We start from the raw sequence: 14466 nt of genomic DNA, 5'->3' as shown, positions 1-14466 counted from the left end.
ACCCATGTCGTGGGAAGGGCCGGAAGCGATACACCGGACGGGACTAGTCTCGTGATCGTGCGGTTCGCGATCTCGATTCCCCAGTTCGTGGCGGACGGAGCCTTCGACCCCGGCGCCTTCCGCGCCTACCTGCGGCGGGCCGAGGACCTCGGTTTCGAGAGCGGCTGGACCCAGGAACAGGTCCTCGGCGCCTTCCCGCACCTCTCGGCGAACGAAACCATGGCCTACGCGTTCGCGTGCACCGAGCGCCTGCGCCTGGGCTGCGCCGTCCACGTCACCCCGCTGCACATCCCCGCGCACCTGGCGAAGAGCCTCGCCACACTCGACCAGCTCAGCCGCGGCCGCTTGGACGTCGGCGTCGGCAGCGGCGGGCGCAACCGCCCGTTCGGCGCGTTCGGCCTCGACGGCGAGGCGCACGTCGCCCGGTTCACCGAAGGCATCCGCCTGCTCAAGGCCCTGTGGACCGAAGAGGAGGTCGACTTCGACGGCCGCTTCTGGCAGCTCGAGGGCGCCACGATGGAGCCCAAGCCGTTCCAGAAGCCCGGCCCGCCGCTGTGGTTCGGCGGCAGCCACCCGAACGCCCTCGCCCGCGCCGTGAAGCACGGCGACGGGTTCTTCGGCGCCGGCTCCTCGACCACCGCGGCCTTCGCCGAGCAGGTCAAAACGCTGCGCGAGCTGCTGGGCGGGCGCGAGGACTTCCAGATCGCCAAGCGCGTGTACATCTCGATCGACGACGACGGGAACGCCGCCCGGCGCCGCGCCGCCGACGGTCTCGCCGGCATCTACGGCAAGCGCGGCCTGGAGGCCGTCGCCGTGGCCGGCACCCCCGAGGAGTGCGTGGCCGGGGTCCAGGAGGTCGCCGACGCGGGTGCGGAGCTGATCCTGTTCACCCCGTTCGCCGACCAGGCCGAGCAGATGGAACGCGTGGCCGCCGAGGTCATGCCGCGGATCTGACGCTCACACCCCGGCCGGCTCCAGCACGCGCTGGTCGCCGGTGTAGAGGTTCATGCTGGTGCCGCGCAGGAACCCGACGAGGGTCATCCCGTTCTCCTCGGCCAGCTCCACCGCCAGGGACGACGGAGCGGACACGGCCGCGAGGAACGGGATGCCCGCCATCGCGGCCTTCTGCACCAGCTCGAACGACGCCCGCCCGGAGACGAGCAGCCCGCAGTCCGACAGCGGCACCCGGCCCTCCAGCAGCGCCCAGCCCAGCACCTTGTCGACCGCGTTGTGCCTGCCCACGTCCTCCCGCACGGCCAGCAGCGACCCGTCCGCGCGGAACAACCCGGCCGCGTGCAGGCCGCCGGTGCTGGCGAACACGCGCTGCTGCGCGCGCAACGCCTCCGGGAGCCCCGCGAGCACGTCGGTGGTCACGGCGAACGCCGACTCCCCGGGCGCGAAGCGGGTCTTGAGCTTCACCGCGTCCAGCGCCGCCTTGCCGCACACCCCGCACGAGGACGTCGTGTAGAAGTTGCGCTCCACGCCCGTCTCCGGCGGCGCCACGCCCTCGGCCAGGGTGAGGTCGAGGACGTTGTAGGTGTTGCGGCCCTGGTCGTCGACGCCGTCGCAGTACCGGGCCGTGAACACGTCGTCCCGCGACGCGATCACGCCTTCGGACAGCAGGAACCCGTGCGCCAGCTCGACGTCGTGGCCGGGCGTGCGCATGGTGACGGCCAGGGCCTTGCCGCCGACCCGCAGCTCCAGCGGCTCCTCGGCCGCCAGCAGGTCGGCGCGCCGCGTCCGCCCGCCGTCGGTCAGCTTCCGCACCGGTCGTCGCACCGTCACGCGCCCCATCGGGCACTCCATTCCACTCATCGACGACAGGAGCTTGCCGTGCCGTCGCGCATCTAGTAAGAAATTGCAGGCTCAATCACCAGCGTAGGGGAGCCCGCCGTGGCCGTCACATTCCTCGACCGTTCGCACAGCATCGCGCCTCCGGACTGGAGCCGGTGGCTGATCCCGCCGGCGGCCCTGTCGGTGCACCTCGCGATCGGCCAGGCCTACGCGTGGAGCGTGTTCAAACCGCCGCTGGAGAAGGCCCTGGGCCTGTCCGGCACGCTCAGCGCGCTGCCGTTCCAGCTCGGCATCGTCATGCTCGGCCTGTCCGCGGCCTTCGGCGGCACGCTGGTCGAGCGCAACGGGCCGCGCTGGGCGATGTTCGTGTCGATGACCTGCTTCTCGACCGGCTTCCTGGTGTCCGCGCTGGGCGCGTTCACCTCCCAGTACTGGCTGGTGGTGCTCGGCTACGGCCTGATCGGCGGCGTCGGACTCGGCATCGGTTACATCTCGCCGGTGTCGACGCTGATCAAGTGGTTCCCGGACCGGCCGGGGATGGCGACCGGGATCGCGATCATGGGTTTCGGCGGGGGAGCGCTCATCGCCTCGCCGTGGTCGAGCCAGATGCTGGAGTCGTTCGGGTCCACGCCGAGCGGTATCGGCACGTCGTTCCTGATCCACGGTGTGGTGTACGCGTTGTTCATGTCGCTCGGGGTGTTCCTGGTGCGCGTGCCTGCCGAGGGCTGGAAGCCGAAGGGCTGGGAGCCGGCGGCGGTGAAGGCCCGGTCGATGATCACCACGGCGAACGTGTCGGCGGCCAACGCCATCAAGACGCCCCAGTTCTGGTGCCTGTGGGTCGTGCTGTGCTTCAACGTGACCGCGGGCATCGGCATCCTGGAGAAGGCGTCGCCGATGATCACCGACTTCTTCCGGGGCACGCCGGTGCCGGTCGGCGCGACCGCGGCCGCCGGTTTCGTCGCGTTGCTGTCGCTGACCAACATGCTCGGCCGGTTCGTGTGGTCGTCCACTTCGGACATCGTGGGGCGGAAGAACATCTACCGGATGTACCTCGGTGTGGGCGCGCTGCTGTACCTGGTGATCGCCCTCGCCGGCAATTCGTCCAAAGTGGTCTTCATCCTCGCGGCCATGGTGATCCTGTCCTTCTACGGGGCGGGTTTCGCCACGATCCCGGCGTACCTGAAGGACATGTTCGGCACCTACCAGGTGGGCGCCATCCACGGCCGCTTGCTCACCGCGTGGTCGGCGGCCGGCGTGCTCGGGCCGCTGATCGTCAACGCGATCGCCGACAGCCAGAAGCACGCCGGCAAGCAGGGACCCGACCTCTACACCACGTCGTTCTACATCATGATCGCGCTGCTGGTGGTCGGCTTCATCGCCAACGAGCTGGTGCGCCCGGTGAACGCGAAGTACCACGAGCCGGAGAGCGCGGACGCCGCGCGCGAGGAGGCGAAATGAGCACGACGGAGCAGAGCCCCGCGCGCCGCCGGGTGTGGCTGATGACCCTGGCCTGGTTGTGGGTGGGCGTGCCGTTCCTCTACGGGCTCTACGAGCTGATCCTCAAGGTGATCAAGCTGTTCGGCGGCTAGAACAGCCCGCCCCCGGCGTGGATGGTCTTGCCGGTGATCCAGCCGCCGTCCGCCCAGGCGAGGAACGCCACGACCGAGGCGATGTCCGGCGGCTCGCCCAGCCGCCCCAGCGGGGTCTGGGCGACCGTCGCGGCGAGGCGGTCCGCGCTCATGCCCGCGTCCAGCGCGTCGCTGCGGGTGGCGCCGGGCAGGACGCTGTTCGCGGTGATCCCCCGCGGGCCGAGTTCCTTGGCGGCCGCGCGCACCAGCTGGTCGCCGGCGGCCTTGCTGGCCGCGTAGACGCCCGTGTGCGGCCGGGTCGTCGCGACGGTCCCGCTGGAGATCAGGATGGTCCGCCCGCCGTCCCGGAGCCGGCCGGCGGCTTCGCGCAGGGCGGTGAAGGTCGCGCGGGTGTTGGTGGCGAAGACCAGCTCGAAGTCCTCGTCGGTGGCCTCGGCGAGCGGCGCGAACCGCGCGATGCCGGCGTTGGCGCGAGCCGCCCGGTCTGGCCAGGGCGGTCGCCGCGCTGCACCGCGAGGCGGCGGTGCTGTACGCGGGCATCGCGCGGGAGTTCGACCTGACGAGCCAGCAGACGCAGGTGCTGTGCGCGCTGTCGCGGCGCCCGTCGTTCGGCGAGCTGGCGGCGCTGCTGGGCTGCGACAAGACGAACGTGACCGGGATGGTCGACCGACTCGGCAAGCGCGGCCTGCTGGCGCGCGAGCCGGACGAGAAGGACCGGCGCATCAGCCGCATCGTGCTGACCGCCGCGGGGGAGGAACTGCGGGAGCGAATCCGGCGGCGGTTCGCCGAGCCGCTGGCGGAGCGCTTCGCCGCGTTGAGCGACGAGGAACGCGCCGGCTACGCGAGCCTGGTCGAGGCGCTCGGCGGCTCAGGCGCGCAGGCTCTCGATCAGCCCCCGGCACGCTGACTGCACGTGCTCCTCCGCCAGGTCGCCCAGCCCCTCGGTCCGTCCGGCACGCAGCAGCGTCGCCAGTTCGCGGTGTTCGTCCACCACGCGGGTCCGGTAGTGCTCGTGTGACAGCCGCACCCGGTGGGCCTGGAACAGGTGCACCTGCGACCGCACGGCCTCCCACGCGCTGGTCAGCCTTCCGTTGCCCGCCATCGCGTACACGCAGTCGTGGAACTCGATGTCCAGCGCCACCAGCCGGCCGCCGTCCGCCGCGCCGTCCACCTCCCGTTCCATCGCCGCGACCAGGCGGTCCAGCTCGTCGAACTGCTCCGGCCGTCCCCGCGCCGCCGCGGTCAGCGTCGCCAGCCGGTCCAGGGCCGCGCGCACCGCGTAGACCTCGGTGATGTCGGTCTCGCTCAGCTCGATGATCCGCGTGCCCCGGTGCCACTCGCTGCGCACCAGCCCCTCGCGCTCCAGGATCGCCAGCCCCTCGCGCACCGACCCGCGGCTGACCTGCAGCGACGCGGCCAGCTCGACCTCCCGCAGCGCGCTTCCGGGCGCGAAGCGGCCGGACAGGATCTCGTCGCGGATGCGGTCGGCGGCCTCCTCGCGCAGCCCGCGCCGCCGGGCGGGTTGCATGTACTAATGTTGACATTACGACATACCTCGGGTCAAGCTGGAGCCACCGACTGAGAAGGAGGCACTATGACCCGCCCCGCGTTCCACCTCGCGATCCCGGTCGACGACCTCGGCCGCGCCCGGGAGTTCTACGGCGGGGTGCTCGGCCTGCCCGAGGGCCGCTCCGACACCAAGTGGGTGGACTGGAACTTCCACGGCCACCAGGTCGTCACCCACGTGGTCGAGGGCGCGCGCAACGAGGCCGGCCGCAACCCGGTCGACGGCCACGACGTCCCGGTGCCGCACTTCGGCCTGGTCCTGACGGTCGAGGCCTTCCACGAGCTGGCCGGCCGCCTCAAGGACGCCGGCACCCAGTTCGTCATCGAGCCCTACCAGCGCTTCGCGGGCGAGCCGGGGGAGCAGTGGACCATGTTCCTGCACGACCCGGCCGGCAACGCGCTGGAGTTCAAGGCCTTCCGCGACGAGTCCCAGCTGTTCGCCAAGTGAGCCGCGGCGTTCTCGTCACCGGCGCGTCGGCGGGCCTGGGCCGCGCGATCGCCACGGCCTTCGCCGAGCGCGGAGACCGTGTCGCGGTGCACTACAACTCCAACCAGGCCGCCGCGGAAGCCACCTTGACCGCCCTGCCCGGCGACGGGCCCGCGCTGGTCCAGGGCGACATCCGCGAGGCGCGGCACCTCGCCGACACCGCCGAAGACGCGCTCGGCGGGGTCGACGTCCTGGTCAACAACGCCGCCGTGGTGACCACCACCGAGACCGCGCACCCGCTCGCGGACACCACCTTCGAGCACTGGCGCGAGGTCTGGCGCCAGTCGGTGGAGGTGAACCTGCTCGGGGCGGCGGACATCACGTTCTGCGTCGCCCGGCACATGATCGCCCGCGGCGCGGCCGGACGGGTGGTCAACGTCGGCTCGCGCGGCGCCTTCCGCGGTGAGCCGGACCACCCCGCCTACGGCGCGACCAAGGCCGCGCTGCACTCGCTCGGGCAGTCGCTGGCGGTGCACCTCGCGCAGCGCGGCATCGCGGTCGCCACGGTCGCGCCCGGGTTCATCGCGACCGAGCGCGTCGCGGGCTGGCTGACCGGCGAGCGCGGCGACGCGCTGCGGGCCCAGTCGCCGTTCGGCCGCGTCGCCCAGCCGCAGGAGATCGCCGCGGCCGTGGTCTACCTGGCCTCGGCGGAGGCCGAGTGGGCCTCCGGCGCCATCCTCGACCTCAACGGCGCCTCCTACCTGCGGTCCTAGGGACAGTCCTCCGGGCGAACCACCTTCAGGATCCGTTCCGAGATCGCCCGGAGGGCTTCCACCTGGTCCCGGGTGAGCACGTCGAACACCAGCTCCCGCACGCTGTCCACGTGGTGCGGCGCGGCCTGCTCGATCGCCTCCCGGCCCTCCCGCGTCAGCACGATGAACGCGCCGCGCGCGTCGTCCGCGCACTCCTCGCGCGCCACCAGCCCGCGCTTCTGCATGCGCCGCAGGTGGTGCGACAGCCTGCTCTTCTCCCAGTCCAGCGCCCTGGCCAGCTCGAACACCCGCACCCGGCCCTCGGGTGTGTCCGTGAGCTGCACCAGCACCTCGAAGTCGGGCAGCGACAGCCGGGAGTCCGCCTGCATCCGGCGGCCCAGCGCGGCGTTGAGGTGACTCTGCATCTTCACGTACGCGCGCCACGCCTGCTGTTCACCGTCGTCGAGCCATCGGGTCATGCCACCGAGTATAGCGGGAATAGTTGACGCGTCATCTAAGTTGTGTCACTGTGTCGATGACACATCAACCGGACCTTCACGGGAGGAACCCACAATGACCACCCAGACCAGCTACGCGAACCTGACCGGCGAGTACACCCTGGACCCGACCCACACGCGGATCGGCTTCGTCGCCCGCCACGCGATGGTCACCAAGGTGCGCGGCGCGTTCAACGAGTTCACCGGCACCGCCCACATCGACGGTGACGACCCGGCCAAGTCGTCGGTGACGATCGCCATCAAGGCGAACAGCATCGACACCCGCAACGCCGACCGCGACGCCCACCTGCGCAGCAACGACTTCCTGTCGATGGATGAGTACCCGGAGATCACCTTCGCGTCCACCGCGATCCGGCAGACCGGCGACGCGAGCTTCGACGTGACCGGTGACCTGACGATCAAGGGCATCACCAAGTCCGTCACGGTCCCGTTCGAGTTCGAGGGCACCGCCCAGGACCCGTTCGGCAACACCCGGATCGGCTTCGAGGGCTCGACCACCATCAACCGCAAGGACTTCGGCGTCACCTGGAACGCCGCGCTGGAGACCGGCGGCGTCCTGGTGAGCGACAAGGTCACCCTCGAGTTCGAGGTCTCCGCGATCAAGGCCGCCTGACGCGGATGGCGGTGGTGCCCGGCGGGTACGCCGGGCACACCACCTCCGCCCCCAGAAAGGAACGCAGGCCATGACCTCCGTCGACCTCGACGCGGTCCGCCGGGAGCGCGACCGCATCCGCGACACCCACCTCAAGCCGGCCGGGCAGCGCCCGCCCTCGTCCGCCCGCGGGCTGCACCACACGGCGCTGATCAGCAGCGACGTCGAGCGGACCGTCCGCTTCTACCAGGACCTGCTGGAGTTCCCGCTCACCGAGCTGATCGAGAACCGCGACTACCCCGGGTCGTCGCACTTCTTCTTCGACATCGGCAACGGCAACCTGCTGGCGTTCTTCGACTTCCCGGGCCTGGACGTCGGGCCCTGCGCCGAGGTGCTCGGCGGGCTGCACCACATCGCCATCTCGGTCGACCCGCAGCGGTGGCAGCGGCTGGTCGCCAAGCTCGACGAGGCCGACGTGGAGCACGCGGTGCACAGCGACGTGTCGGTCTACTTCCGCGACCCGGACGGCGCCCGCATCGAGCTGATCGCCGACCCGCTCGGCGAGATGTACGGCAGCCAGGTGCTCTAGGACGCCGCCGGCACGGCCGCGCCGAAGACGGCGCGGTGCCCGCGGGCGGTGTCCAGGTACTCGCGGACCCGGTGGATCAGCCCGTCCCGCAACTCGAAGACGAAGCAGTAGTCGTTGCGGTAGGCGTTGCCGTTCGCCAGCGTGGCGCTCATCGTCTCTTCCACGACCACCCGGTCGCCATCTGCGTAGAAGCCGTGGAACTCCACCGAGACGTCGCTGACGAACAGCCGCGAAAAGTCGTGCGCCAGGAAACGCGTGATCGCCTCCCGGCCCACCATGTGGCTGGGCGCGTCGAGCGCGACGGCCGTGGCGTTGCCCGCCGGTGCCAGCCACTCGGCGTCCTCGGTGAAGAACGCCGCGATCTGCTTCGCGTCATGTGTGGCGAACGCGCGCCACGCGGCCTGTACCACGGCTCTGTTGTCCATCCGGGGGACGTCACTGGTCGGCGCCCCGGCCACGCTGGCGGAAATCGGACAAGATCGTCGCGTCAGGACGCGGGCTCCAGGCGGAGCACGATCGCCTTCGAGACCGGCGTGTTGGACTTCTTCGCCACCGAGTCCAGCGGCACCAGCGCGTTCGCCTCCGGGAAGTAGGCCGCCGCGCAGCCGCGGGCCGTGGGGTAGGCCACGGTCCGGAAGTGCTCCGCCCGCCGCTCGCTGCCGTCCTCCCACTCCGACACCAGGTCGACCAGCTGCCCGTCGGCGAAGCCCAGTTCGGCCAGGTCGTCGGCGTGCACCAGCACCACCCGGCGCGCGTCCTCGATGCCGCGGTAGCGGTCGGACAGGCCGTAGATCGTGGTGTTGTACTGGTCGTGGCTGCGCAGCGTCTGCAGCAGCAGCCGGCCCGCCGGCACCCGCGGGAACTCCAGTTCGCTCGTCGTGAAGTTCGCCTTGCCGGTGCTCGTCTGGAACGACCGCGAGTCGCGCGGCGGGTGCGGCAGGACGAACCCGTCCGGCTGCCGCACCTTCGCGTTGTAGTCCTCGCACCCGGGCACGACGGCCGCGATCCGGTCGCGGATCAGGTCGTAGTCGCCCTCGAAGTCCCGCCACGGCACGGCGTGGTCGTCGCCGAACAGCTCGCGCGCCAGCCGGCAGACGATCGCCACCTCCGACAGCAGGTGCTCGCTCGCCGGCTTCAGCCGCCCGCGCGAGACGTGCACGCACGACATCGAGTCCTCGACCGTGACGAACTGCTCGCCCGTGGCCTGCGTGTCCCGCTCGGTGCGGCCCAGCGTCGGCAGGATCAGCGCGGTCCGGCCCGGCACCACGTGCGACCGGTTGAGCTTGGTCGACACGTGCACCGTCAGCTCGCACGAGCGCAGCGCCCGCTCGGTCAGCTCCGAATCCGGCGTGGCGGCGGCGAAGTTGCCGCCCATGCCGAGGAAGACCTTGCCCCGGCCGTCACGCATGGCGCGGATCGCGTCCACCGTGTCGAACCCGTGCTTGCGCGGCACCGGGATGCCGAACTCGTCCTCCAGCTTGCTCAGGAACGCCTCGGGCATCTTCTCCCAGACACCCATCGTGCGGTCGCCCTGCACGTTGGAGTGCCCGCGCACCGGGCACAGGCCCGCGCCCGGCTTGCCGATCATGCCGCGCGCGAACGCGAGGTTGCTGATCTCCTGGATCGTCGCGACCGCGTGCCGGTGCTGCGTGACACCCATCGCCCAGCAGTAGACGGTGCGCTCGGACGCGGCGATCATCCGCGCGATCCGCTCGATCTGGCCGCGGTCCAGGCCGGTGGCCTCGTCGATCGCCGCCCAGTCGATCTCCCGCAGGTTCTTGGCCCAGTCGTCGAAGCCGTGCGTCGAGGAGTCGACGAACGCGCGGTCGACGATCGTGCCCGGCGCCTCCTCCTCCCACGACAGCAGCAGGTGCCCGATCGCCTGGAACAGCGCCAGGTCGCCGCCGAGCCGGATCTGGGCGAACTCGTCGGACAGCGGCGTGCCCTTGCCGACCACCCCGCGCGGGTTCTGCGGGTTCTTGAACCGCATCAGCCCGGCCTCGGGCAGCGGGTTCACCGCGATCACCTTCGCGCCGCGGCCCTTCGCCTCCTCCAGCGCGGACAGCATGCGCGGGTGGTTGGTGCCCGGGTTCTGGCCGACGACGACGATCAGGTCGGCGTGGTGGATGTCGGCCAGGCTGACCGACCCCTTGCCGATGCCGTAGGCCTCCGACAGCGCCGCGCCGGAGGACTCGTGGCACATGTTGCTGCAGTCCGGCAGGTTGTTCGTGCCGAACGAGCGCACCAGCAGCTGGTACAGGAACGCGGCCTCGTTGCTGGTGCGGCCCGAGGTGTAGAAGATCGCCTCGTCCGGGTTGTCCAGTTCCCTGAGCCGGCCGGCGATCAGGCGGAAGGCGTCGTCCCAGCTGATCGGCTCGTAGTGCGTGCCGCCCTCGCGCAGCACCATCGGCTCGGTGAGCCTGCCCTGCTGGCCGAGCCAGTAGTCGGTGCGGCCGTGCAGCTCCTCGACGGAGTGCTGGGCGAAGAACTCCCGGCCGACGCGCCGTTTCGTGGCCTCCTCGGCGACCGCCTTCGCGCCGTTCTCGCAGAACTCGGCGAACTTGCGGTGCTCACCGTCCTCGGCGCGGGGCTCCGGCCAGGCGCAGCCGGGGCAGTCGAAGCCGTCGCGCTGGTTGAGCAGGCGCAGGGTCTTCACCGTGCGGCCGGTGCCCATCTGCTCGACACCGCGCAGGAGTGACACCGCCACTCCCGGGATGCCGGCCGCCCATTCCTTGGGTTTGTGCACTTCGAGGGCGGCTTCGTCGATGTCGGCGCGAGGAGCGTTGCGTGTCACGTCCCCTATCTTGCGTTAGCGGCCGCCCCGGGTCGAGTACCGGATTTCGGGAGTTTCCGGTCGGCCAGCGTCACGGCGAACAGCACGACGCCGATCACGATGAGCGCCGTCGCCAGTTCGTGCAGGCCACGCGAGGTGGCCTCGTCGCCGAAGCACAGGGCGATCAACGTGGACGCCGCGATCGCGCCCAGGTACTGCGCGGTGCGGAACAGCCCGCTCGCGGTGCCGATCACCTCGGGCGGGGCCTGGCCGTAGAGGACGGTCTGGTTGGTCACGCTCGTCAGGCCCTGGCCGAGCCCGAACACCGCGGCGAGCACGACCAGCGCGCCGATCCAGGTCCCGTCGCCGACGAACAGCAGCAGCACCGACCCGGCGAGCAGGGCCAGCGAGTTGACGATCAGGCGGCCCTTGAGTCGCGTCGGCTTGCCCGCGAAGGCGGCCGCCAGCACGGCGGCGACCGACATCGGGGTCAGCAGCGCGCCCGCGGCCGACTCGGTGAGCCCGCGCGCCGACTCCAGCCACTGCACGTAGCCGAACATGATCGAGTAGACGATGAGGAACGCCAGCGACTGCCGCAGGTAGGTGCGCAGCAGCGGGCCGTTCCCGGCGAGCATCCGCAGGTCGACGAACGGGCGGCGGGCGCGCAGCTCGACCCGGACGAACAGGGCGCCCAGCACCAGCGCGACACCGATCAGGTACAGGTCGGACACCGCGGGCGCCATCACGTAGAGGAGCACCGCGAGCAGGGTCGCGGAGAACAGGGCGATACCCGCGGCGTCGATCGGCTCCCGCGGGCCGGTGCGCGGCGGGTCCCTGGGCACCCAGACGAGCGCGAGCACGAACGCGACCGCGGCCAGCAGGATGTTGACCGCGAAGATCGCCGGCCAGCCGGCCAGGCCGATCAACGCGCCGCCCAGCGTCGGGCCGATGACCATGACGGTCTGCGCGGACATCGCGAGGATCGACAGGATGCGGCTCGGCACGCCGCCGCCGGTGGCGTCCGCGCGTTTGCGCAGCACCGCCATCGCGGCCGGGAAGCCGGCGCAGGTGCCGATCCCGAGCACCACCCGGACCGCGACCAGCCAGCCCAGCGAGAACGCGAGCAGCCCGCCGACACCGGCGAGCAGCACGGTGACCGCGCCGGCCAGCAACACGCGCCGCGCGCCGAACCGGTCGACGAACAGCCCCACCACCGGCTGCCCGACGGCGGTGGCCAGGTAGAGCGAGGTGATCAGCCACGCGGTCTGCCCCGGCCCGGCGCCGAACGCCTGGCCGATGGGCACCAGCGCCACGGCGATCAGGGTGGAGTTGATCGGGTTGAGCACCGCGCTGGCCACCAGGGGCAGGACCAGGCGCGGCGGGTAGGCGGTTCGCGTGGGCTGGGTCGTCCGCTGAGGCGTCGTCACCACTTCCTCATCGCTGCGCCAGCTTCGCGAGCAGGGGCAGCGCTTCGTCGAGCTTGCGGCGTTCCTCGGCGGTGAGGTCGTCGGTCAGGGCGCGGGCCAGCCACTCCTCGCGGTGCTGGTGCACGCCCCGCACGGTCTTCTCGCCCAGGTCCGACAGGGCGACCAGCACGCGGCGCCCGTCGTGCGGGTCGCGGGTGCGGCTGAGGTAGCCCAGCTCGTCCAGGGCGCCCAGCGTGGCCGCCATGGACTGCTGCCGGACGTGCTCGGCCGCCGCGAGCTGCGCCTGGGTGGCCGGCCCGTCCCGGTGCAGGCGCGCGAGCACCGCCGACTGGGAGGGCGTCAGGACACCCGCGTTGTCCACCTGCCGGAGGCGGCGGTGCAACTGCCCGACCACGGCGCGCACGGCTCCCGCGAGGCGCGCCGCGTCGTTCGGTACCCGCGTCATATAGACAGGCTAGGCTGTTGAGCCTGGACTGTCGAACTGACTACTCGCAACCCCCGGTGAACTCGGGCATCGGCTTGGTCACGTCGTACATCGCGGCCTCGTCGAAGCCGACGGCCTCCGGGTCGTCCGGATACGGCTCGCTGTACGCCGGTGCCAGGTAACCGCGCTTCGACGGCTCGCAGGCCATCGAGTAGACGACTCCCTGCGTGCTCGTCACCCACAAACCGCGGTCGTTCTTCTGGTAGGTGGTGCCCCGGACCAGTTCGAAATCCACCTCGTAGCGGAGGAACACGTCGATGTCACCGGGGCCCAGGATCGGTGCGTGGCTGCCGGGGTCGAACGCGTAGGCCACCGAATAGTCGGCGTGCAGGGCCAGGGTGTTCGGCTCGCGTCCGGGGGCCGCGGTGATGGTGCCCGTGATCCGCGGGCCGGCCGGGAGCAGCCGGTAGCCGTCCTCGGCGAAGCTGACCACCTCGCGAAGGCCCTCGGTGCGGTCGGTGATCGCCTTGGCGAACTCCGGCCGGGCGTTCGGGGCCAGCAGGTTCAGCAGCAGCGATCCGTCGTGGCCTTCGATGGTGCGGCGGTCGAGCCTGCCCGCCCGGATGACCTCCTTCACCTGGGCGACAGCGTTCTGCACCTCGCCGGCGGAGAACTTGCCGACCGGGCCGGGCGGCGGGGTCAGCAGGCTGTCGACCGACTCGCCCCAGGTCTCGGCGGGCGTGCCGTCGAAGGGACGCTCCAGGTTCACCCGGGCGAGGTCCGGCAGCACGCTGGGCGCGGTCGGGCGCATCTCGGCCGCTGGGGGAGCGCTGCCGTCGTAGTGGGCGGACGTCGAGCGGCCCCACTGGACGAACCCGAACACGGCCCCGGCCACGACGACGAGCGACACGCCGGTCCACGCGAGCCGCTTGCCCATCCGCGCCCGGCGGCGCTGCCTGCGCAGGTCGACCCACGCCTCCTTGACCGCGTGCCGCTGCCAGTCCGGATCCCGCAGATCCGGGTGCTGCCCGATGTCGTAGTCGTCCACTTCGGACCCGCCCTTCCGGTTCGATCTCGACTGGTGATCGACGGGCGGCGAAGATCGTTACGTGGTGCAAGCATCCTGAGACCGATCCGCAAACAACGGTGCGATCAGGTTCACGCGGGCGTACCGGCAGGCGGCGCCCTCCAGGAAGGCCTGGCCGCCGACGACGTGGATCCCGGCGGTGGTGGCCTTGAACGGCGGCGACCTGCGCACCACGAAGTCGAGCTGGAAGGTGCGGAGCACGACCAGTTCGGCCGGGTCGAACACCTTCGCGCCCGCCGGGTCGAACGCGTACGCGACGCGCAGGTCCACCCGCACGGACAGCTCGGCCCGGCTCGTGCCCGGGCCCACCGACATGGTCCCGTCCGTCTTGGGGCCCGCCGGCAGCAGCCGGTAACCGTCGGCGACCACCGCGAGGTAGGGCGGAAAGTTCTCCGTGCGCGCGAGCACGGACGGCTCGGCGATCTCGCGCGCGCTGGGGGACAGCAGGCCCAGGAAGCGGTCGAAGCGGCGCTGCTCGATCACCTCGCGGTCCACGTTGAGCGCCGCCGCCAGCTGCCGGACCTGCTCCGCCGCCGCGGCGACCTCGGCGGCGGAGAAGTCGCCGACCGGGGTCGCCGCGGGCAGGCGCAGCCCGTCGATGCCATCCGGCCAGGCGGCCGCGGGAGTGGCGGCGAACGGTGCGGCGAGGTCGACCGGCACGGCGACCGGCAGCGCGACCGGCAGGCCCGCCGCCCGCACCGCCGACAGGACGGCCGCGGGTCTGCTCGCGGGCACCACCAGCAGCGCCGCCACGCCGGCGAGGGCCAGTGTGGCCGCCGTCACCAGGGCCGCCGTCATTCGCCACGGCACCGGCCGCGCGTTGTCCAGGGTGTGCTCGTAGCCGTCCACTTCGGACCCATCGCTGGTGCCCGGAGATCGTTACCGGCCCCGGGAGGCAATGCGGATGCGGCGCTGATTACCAGGTTCG

18 protein-coding genes are annotated in these 14466 nt (G+C 71.5%); 8 read left to right on the top strand and 10 right to left on the bottom strand.

Annotated features, from left to right (window positions below; translation table 11 throughout):
* Window positions 1–57: 57 nt before the first annotated feature.
* Window positions 58–954 (top strand): LLM class flavin-dependent oxidoreductase, encoded by an 897-nt coding sequence (locus D0D28_RS25235; protein WP_116113025.1) that lies wholly within the window; start codon window positions 58–60, stop codon window positions 952–954.
* A 3-nt stretch (window positions 955–957) separates the two neighbouring features.
* On the opposite strand, the gene fdhD is transcribed toward D0D28_RS25235, so the two are convergent.
* Window positions 958–1794, bottom strand: coding sequence for a formate dehydrogenase accessory sulfurtransferase FdhD (fdhD, locus tag D0D28_RS25230; protein ID WP_116113003.1), 837 nt, complete (start codon window positions 1792–1794; stop codon window positions 958–960).
* 99 nt (window positions 1795–1893) lie between these two features.
* On the opposite strand from fdhD, the gene D0D28_RS25225 reads away from it, so the two are divergent.
* Together D0D28_RS25225 and D0D28_RS37405 are read left to right on the top strand one after the other, a co-directional pair.
* The gene (locus tag D0D28_RS25225; RefSeq protein ID WP_116113001.1) at window positions 1894–3252 is read left to right on the top strand and encodes an L-lactate MFS transporter; all 1359 of its coding nucleotides are present in this window, start codon (window positions 1894–1896) and stop codon (window positions 3250–3252) included.
* On the top strand, window positions 3249–3383 hold the full coding sequence (locus D0D28_RS37405) for an MFS transporter small subunit (RefSeq protein WP_275895917.1): 135 nt from the start codon (window positions 3249–3251) through the stop codon (window positions 3381–3383). Before D0D28_RS25225 ends, D0D28_RS37405 begins: the two co-directional genes overlap by 4 nt.
* Here the strand turns inward: D0D28_RS37405 and D0D28_RS25220 are convergent.
* The gene (locus tag D0D28_RS25220) at window positions 3380–3841 is read right to left on the bottom strand and encodes an SDR family oxidoreductase (protein ID WP_275895918.1); all 462 of its coding nucleotides are present in this window, start codon (window positions 3839–3841) and stop codon (window positions 3380–3382) included. The genes D0D28_RS37405 and D0D28_RS25220 overlap by 4 nt on opposite strands.
* A 65-nt stretch (window positions 3842–3906) precedes the next feature.
* Here D0D28_RS25220 and D0D28_RS25215 point away from each other — a divergent pair, with 65 nt between their 5' ends.
* Window positions 3907–4290: a MarR family winged helix-turn-helix transcriptional regulator gene (locus D0D28_RS25215; RefSeq protein WP_240323345.1), complete on the top strand. Its 384-nt coding sequence runs from the start codon at window positions 3907–3909 to the stop codon at window positions 4288–4290.
* Here D0D28_RS25215 and D0D28_RS25210 read toward each other — a convergent pair.
* Window positions 4252–4911, bottom strand: coding sequence for a GntR family transcriptional regulator (locus D0D28_RS25210; protein WP_116112996.1), 660 nt, complete (start codon window positions 4909–4911; stop codon window positions 4252–4254). The genes D0D28_RS25215 and D0D28_RS25210 overlap by 39 nt on opposite strands.
* A gap of 66 nt (window positions 4912–4977) precedes the next feature.
* On the opposite strand from D0D28_RS25210, the gene D0D28_RS25205 reads away from it, so the two are divergent.
* Both D0D28_RS25205 and D0D28_RS25200 read left to right on the top strand, forming a co-directional pair.
* Complete coding sequence (locus D0D28_RS25205; RefSeq protein ID WP_116112993.1) at window positions 4978–5397, top strand: VOC family protein; 420 nt, start codon at window positions 4978–4980, stop codon at window positions 5395–5397.
* Complete coding sequence (locus tag D0D28_RS25200; protein ID WP_116112990.1) at window positions 5394–6149, top strand: SDR family NAD(P)-dependent oxidoreductase; 756 nt, start codon at window positions 5394–5396, stop codon at window positions 6147–6149. Before D0D28_RS25205 ends, D0D28_RS25200 begins: the two co-directional genes overlap by 4 nt.
* Here the strand turns inward: D0D28_RS25200 and D0D28_RS25195 are convergent.
* On the bottom strand, window positions 6146–6607 hold the full coding sequence (locus D0D28_RS25195; RefSeq protein ID WP_116112987.1) for a MarR family winged helix-turn-helix transcriptional regulator: 462 nt from the start codon (window positions 6605–6607) through the stop codon (window positions 6146–6148). The genes D0D28_RS25200 and D0D28_RS25195 overlap by 4 nt on opposite strands.
* 94 nt (window positions 6608–6701) lie before the next feature.
* Here D0D28_RS25195 and D0D28_RS25190 point away from each other — a divergent pair, with 94 nt between their 5' ends.
* Both D0D28_RS25190 and D0D28_RS25185 read left to right on the top strand, forming a co-directional pair.
* Window positions 6702–7259: a YceI family protein gene (locus D0D28_RS25190; RefSeq protein WP_116112985.1), complete on the top strand. Its 558-nt coding sequence runs from the start codon at window positions 6702–6704 to the stop codon at window positions 7257–7259.
* Between the two features lie 70 nt (window positions 7260–7329).
* Window positions 7330–7827 (top strand): VOC family protein, encoded by a 498-nt coding sequence (locus D0D28_RS25185; protein WP_116112983.1) that lies wholly within the window; start codon window positions 7330–7332, stop codon window positions 7825–7827.
* On the opposite strand, the gene D0D28_RS25180 is transcribed toward D0D28_RS25185, so the two are convergent.
* From D0D28_RS25180 to D0D28_RS25155, 6 genes are all read right to left on the bottom strand, one after another.
* Window positions 7824–8252 (bottom strand): nuclear transport factor 2 family protein, encoded by a 429-nt coding sequence (locus D0D28_RS25180; protein WP_116112981.1) that lies wholly within the window; start codon window positions 8250–8252, stop codon window positions 7824–7826. The two genes, D0D28_RS25185 and D0D28_RS25180, sit on opposite strands and share 4 nt — an antisense overlap.
* A 62-nt stretch (window positions 8253–8314) precedes the next feature.
* Window positions 8315–10621 (bottom strand): FdhF/YdeP family oxidoreductase, encoded by a 2307-nt coding sequence (locus D0D28_RS25175; protein WP_116112978.1) that lies wholly within the window; start codon window positions 10619–10621, stop codon window positions 8315–8317.
* Window positions 10622–10626: 5 nt separating this feature from the next.
* Entirely contained in the window at window positions 10627–12030 is a 1404-nt protein-coding gene (locus D0D28_RS25170; RefSeq protein WP_116112976.1) for an MFS transporter, read from the bottom strand.
* A 4-nt stretch (window positions 12031–12034) separates the two neighbouring features.
* Window positions 12035–12472, bottom strand: coding sequence for a MarR family winged helix-turn-helix transcriptional regulator (locus D0D28_RS25165; RefSeq protein WP_094007751.1), 438 nt, complete (start codon window positions 12470–12472; stop codon window positions 12035–12037).
* A 40-nt stretch (window positions 12473–12512) separates the two neighbouring features.
* Window positions 12513–13499 carry a hypothetical protein gene (locus D0D28_RS25160; protein ID WP_116112973.1) on the bottom strand — a complete coding sequence of 329 codons (987 nt, stop codon included), beginning with the start codon at window positions 13497–13499 and terminating at the stop codon, window positions 12513–12515.
* Window positions 13500–13556: 57 nt separating this feature from the next.
* On the bottom strand, window positions 13557–14387 hold the full coding sequence (locus D0D28_RS25155) for a hypothetical protein (RefSeq protein WP_116112970.1): 831 nt from the start codon (window positions 14385–14387) through the stop codon (window positions 13557–13559).
* Between the last annotated feature and the right edge of the window lie 79 nt (window positions 14388–14466).

The sequence above is a fragment of the Amycolatopsis ruanii genome, assembly GCF_003385175.1.
GTDB lineage: Bacteria > Actinomycetota > Actinomycetes > Mycobacteriales > Pseudonocardiaceae > Amycolatopsis_E > Amycolatopsis_E thermalba.
The sequence above is the reverse complement of the archived record's forward strand: the minus strand, read 5'-3'. Positions and strand labels throughout refer to the sequence as shown.

Excerpts from the sequence above, each read along its gene's own strand:
- fdhD (WP_116113003.1), bottom strand. The coding sequence starts at position 1,794 with ATGGGGCGCGTGACGGTGCGACGACCGGTGCGGAAGCTGACCGACGGC.
- D0D28_RS37405 (WP_275895917.1), top strand. The coding sequence starts at position 3,249 with ATGAGCACGACGGAGCAGAGCCCCGCGCGCCGCCGGGTGTGGCTGATG.
- D0D28_RS25210 (WP_116112996.1), bottom strand. The coding sequence starts at position 4,911 with ATGCAACCCGCCCGGCGGCGCGGGCTGCGCGAGGAGGCCGCCGACCGC.
- D0D28_RS25205 (WP_116112993.1), top strand. The coding sequence starts at position 4,978 with ATGACCCGCCCCGCGTTCCACCTCGCGATCCCGGTCGACGACCTCGGC.
- D0D28_RS25195 (WP_116112987.1), bottom strand. The coding sequence starts at position 6,607 with ATGACCCGATGGCTCGACGACGGTGAACAGCAGGCGTGGCGCGCGTAC.
- D0D28_RS25190 (WP_116112985.1), top strand. The coding sequence starts at position 6,702 with ATGACCACCCAGACCAGCTACGCGAACCTGACCGGCGAGTACACCCTG.
- D0D28_RS25185 (WP_116112983.1), top strand. The coding sequence starts at position 7,330 with ATGACCTCCGTCGACCTCGACGCGGTCCGCCGGGAGCGCGACCGCATC.
- D0D28_RS25180 (WP_116112981.1), bottom strand. The coding sequence starts at position 8,252 with ATGGACAACAGAGCCGTGGTACAGGCCGCGTGGCGCGCGTTCGCCACA.
- D0D28_RS25165 (WP_094007751.1), bottom strand. The coding sequence starts at position 12,472 with ATGACGCGGGTACCGAACGACGCGGCGCGCCTCGCGGGAGCCGTGCGC.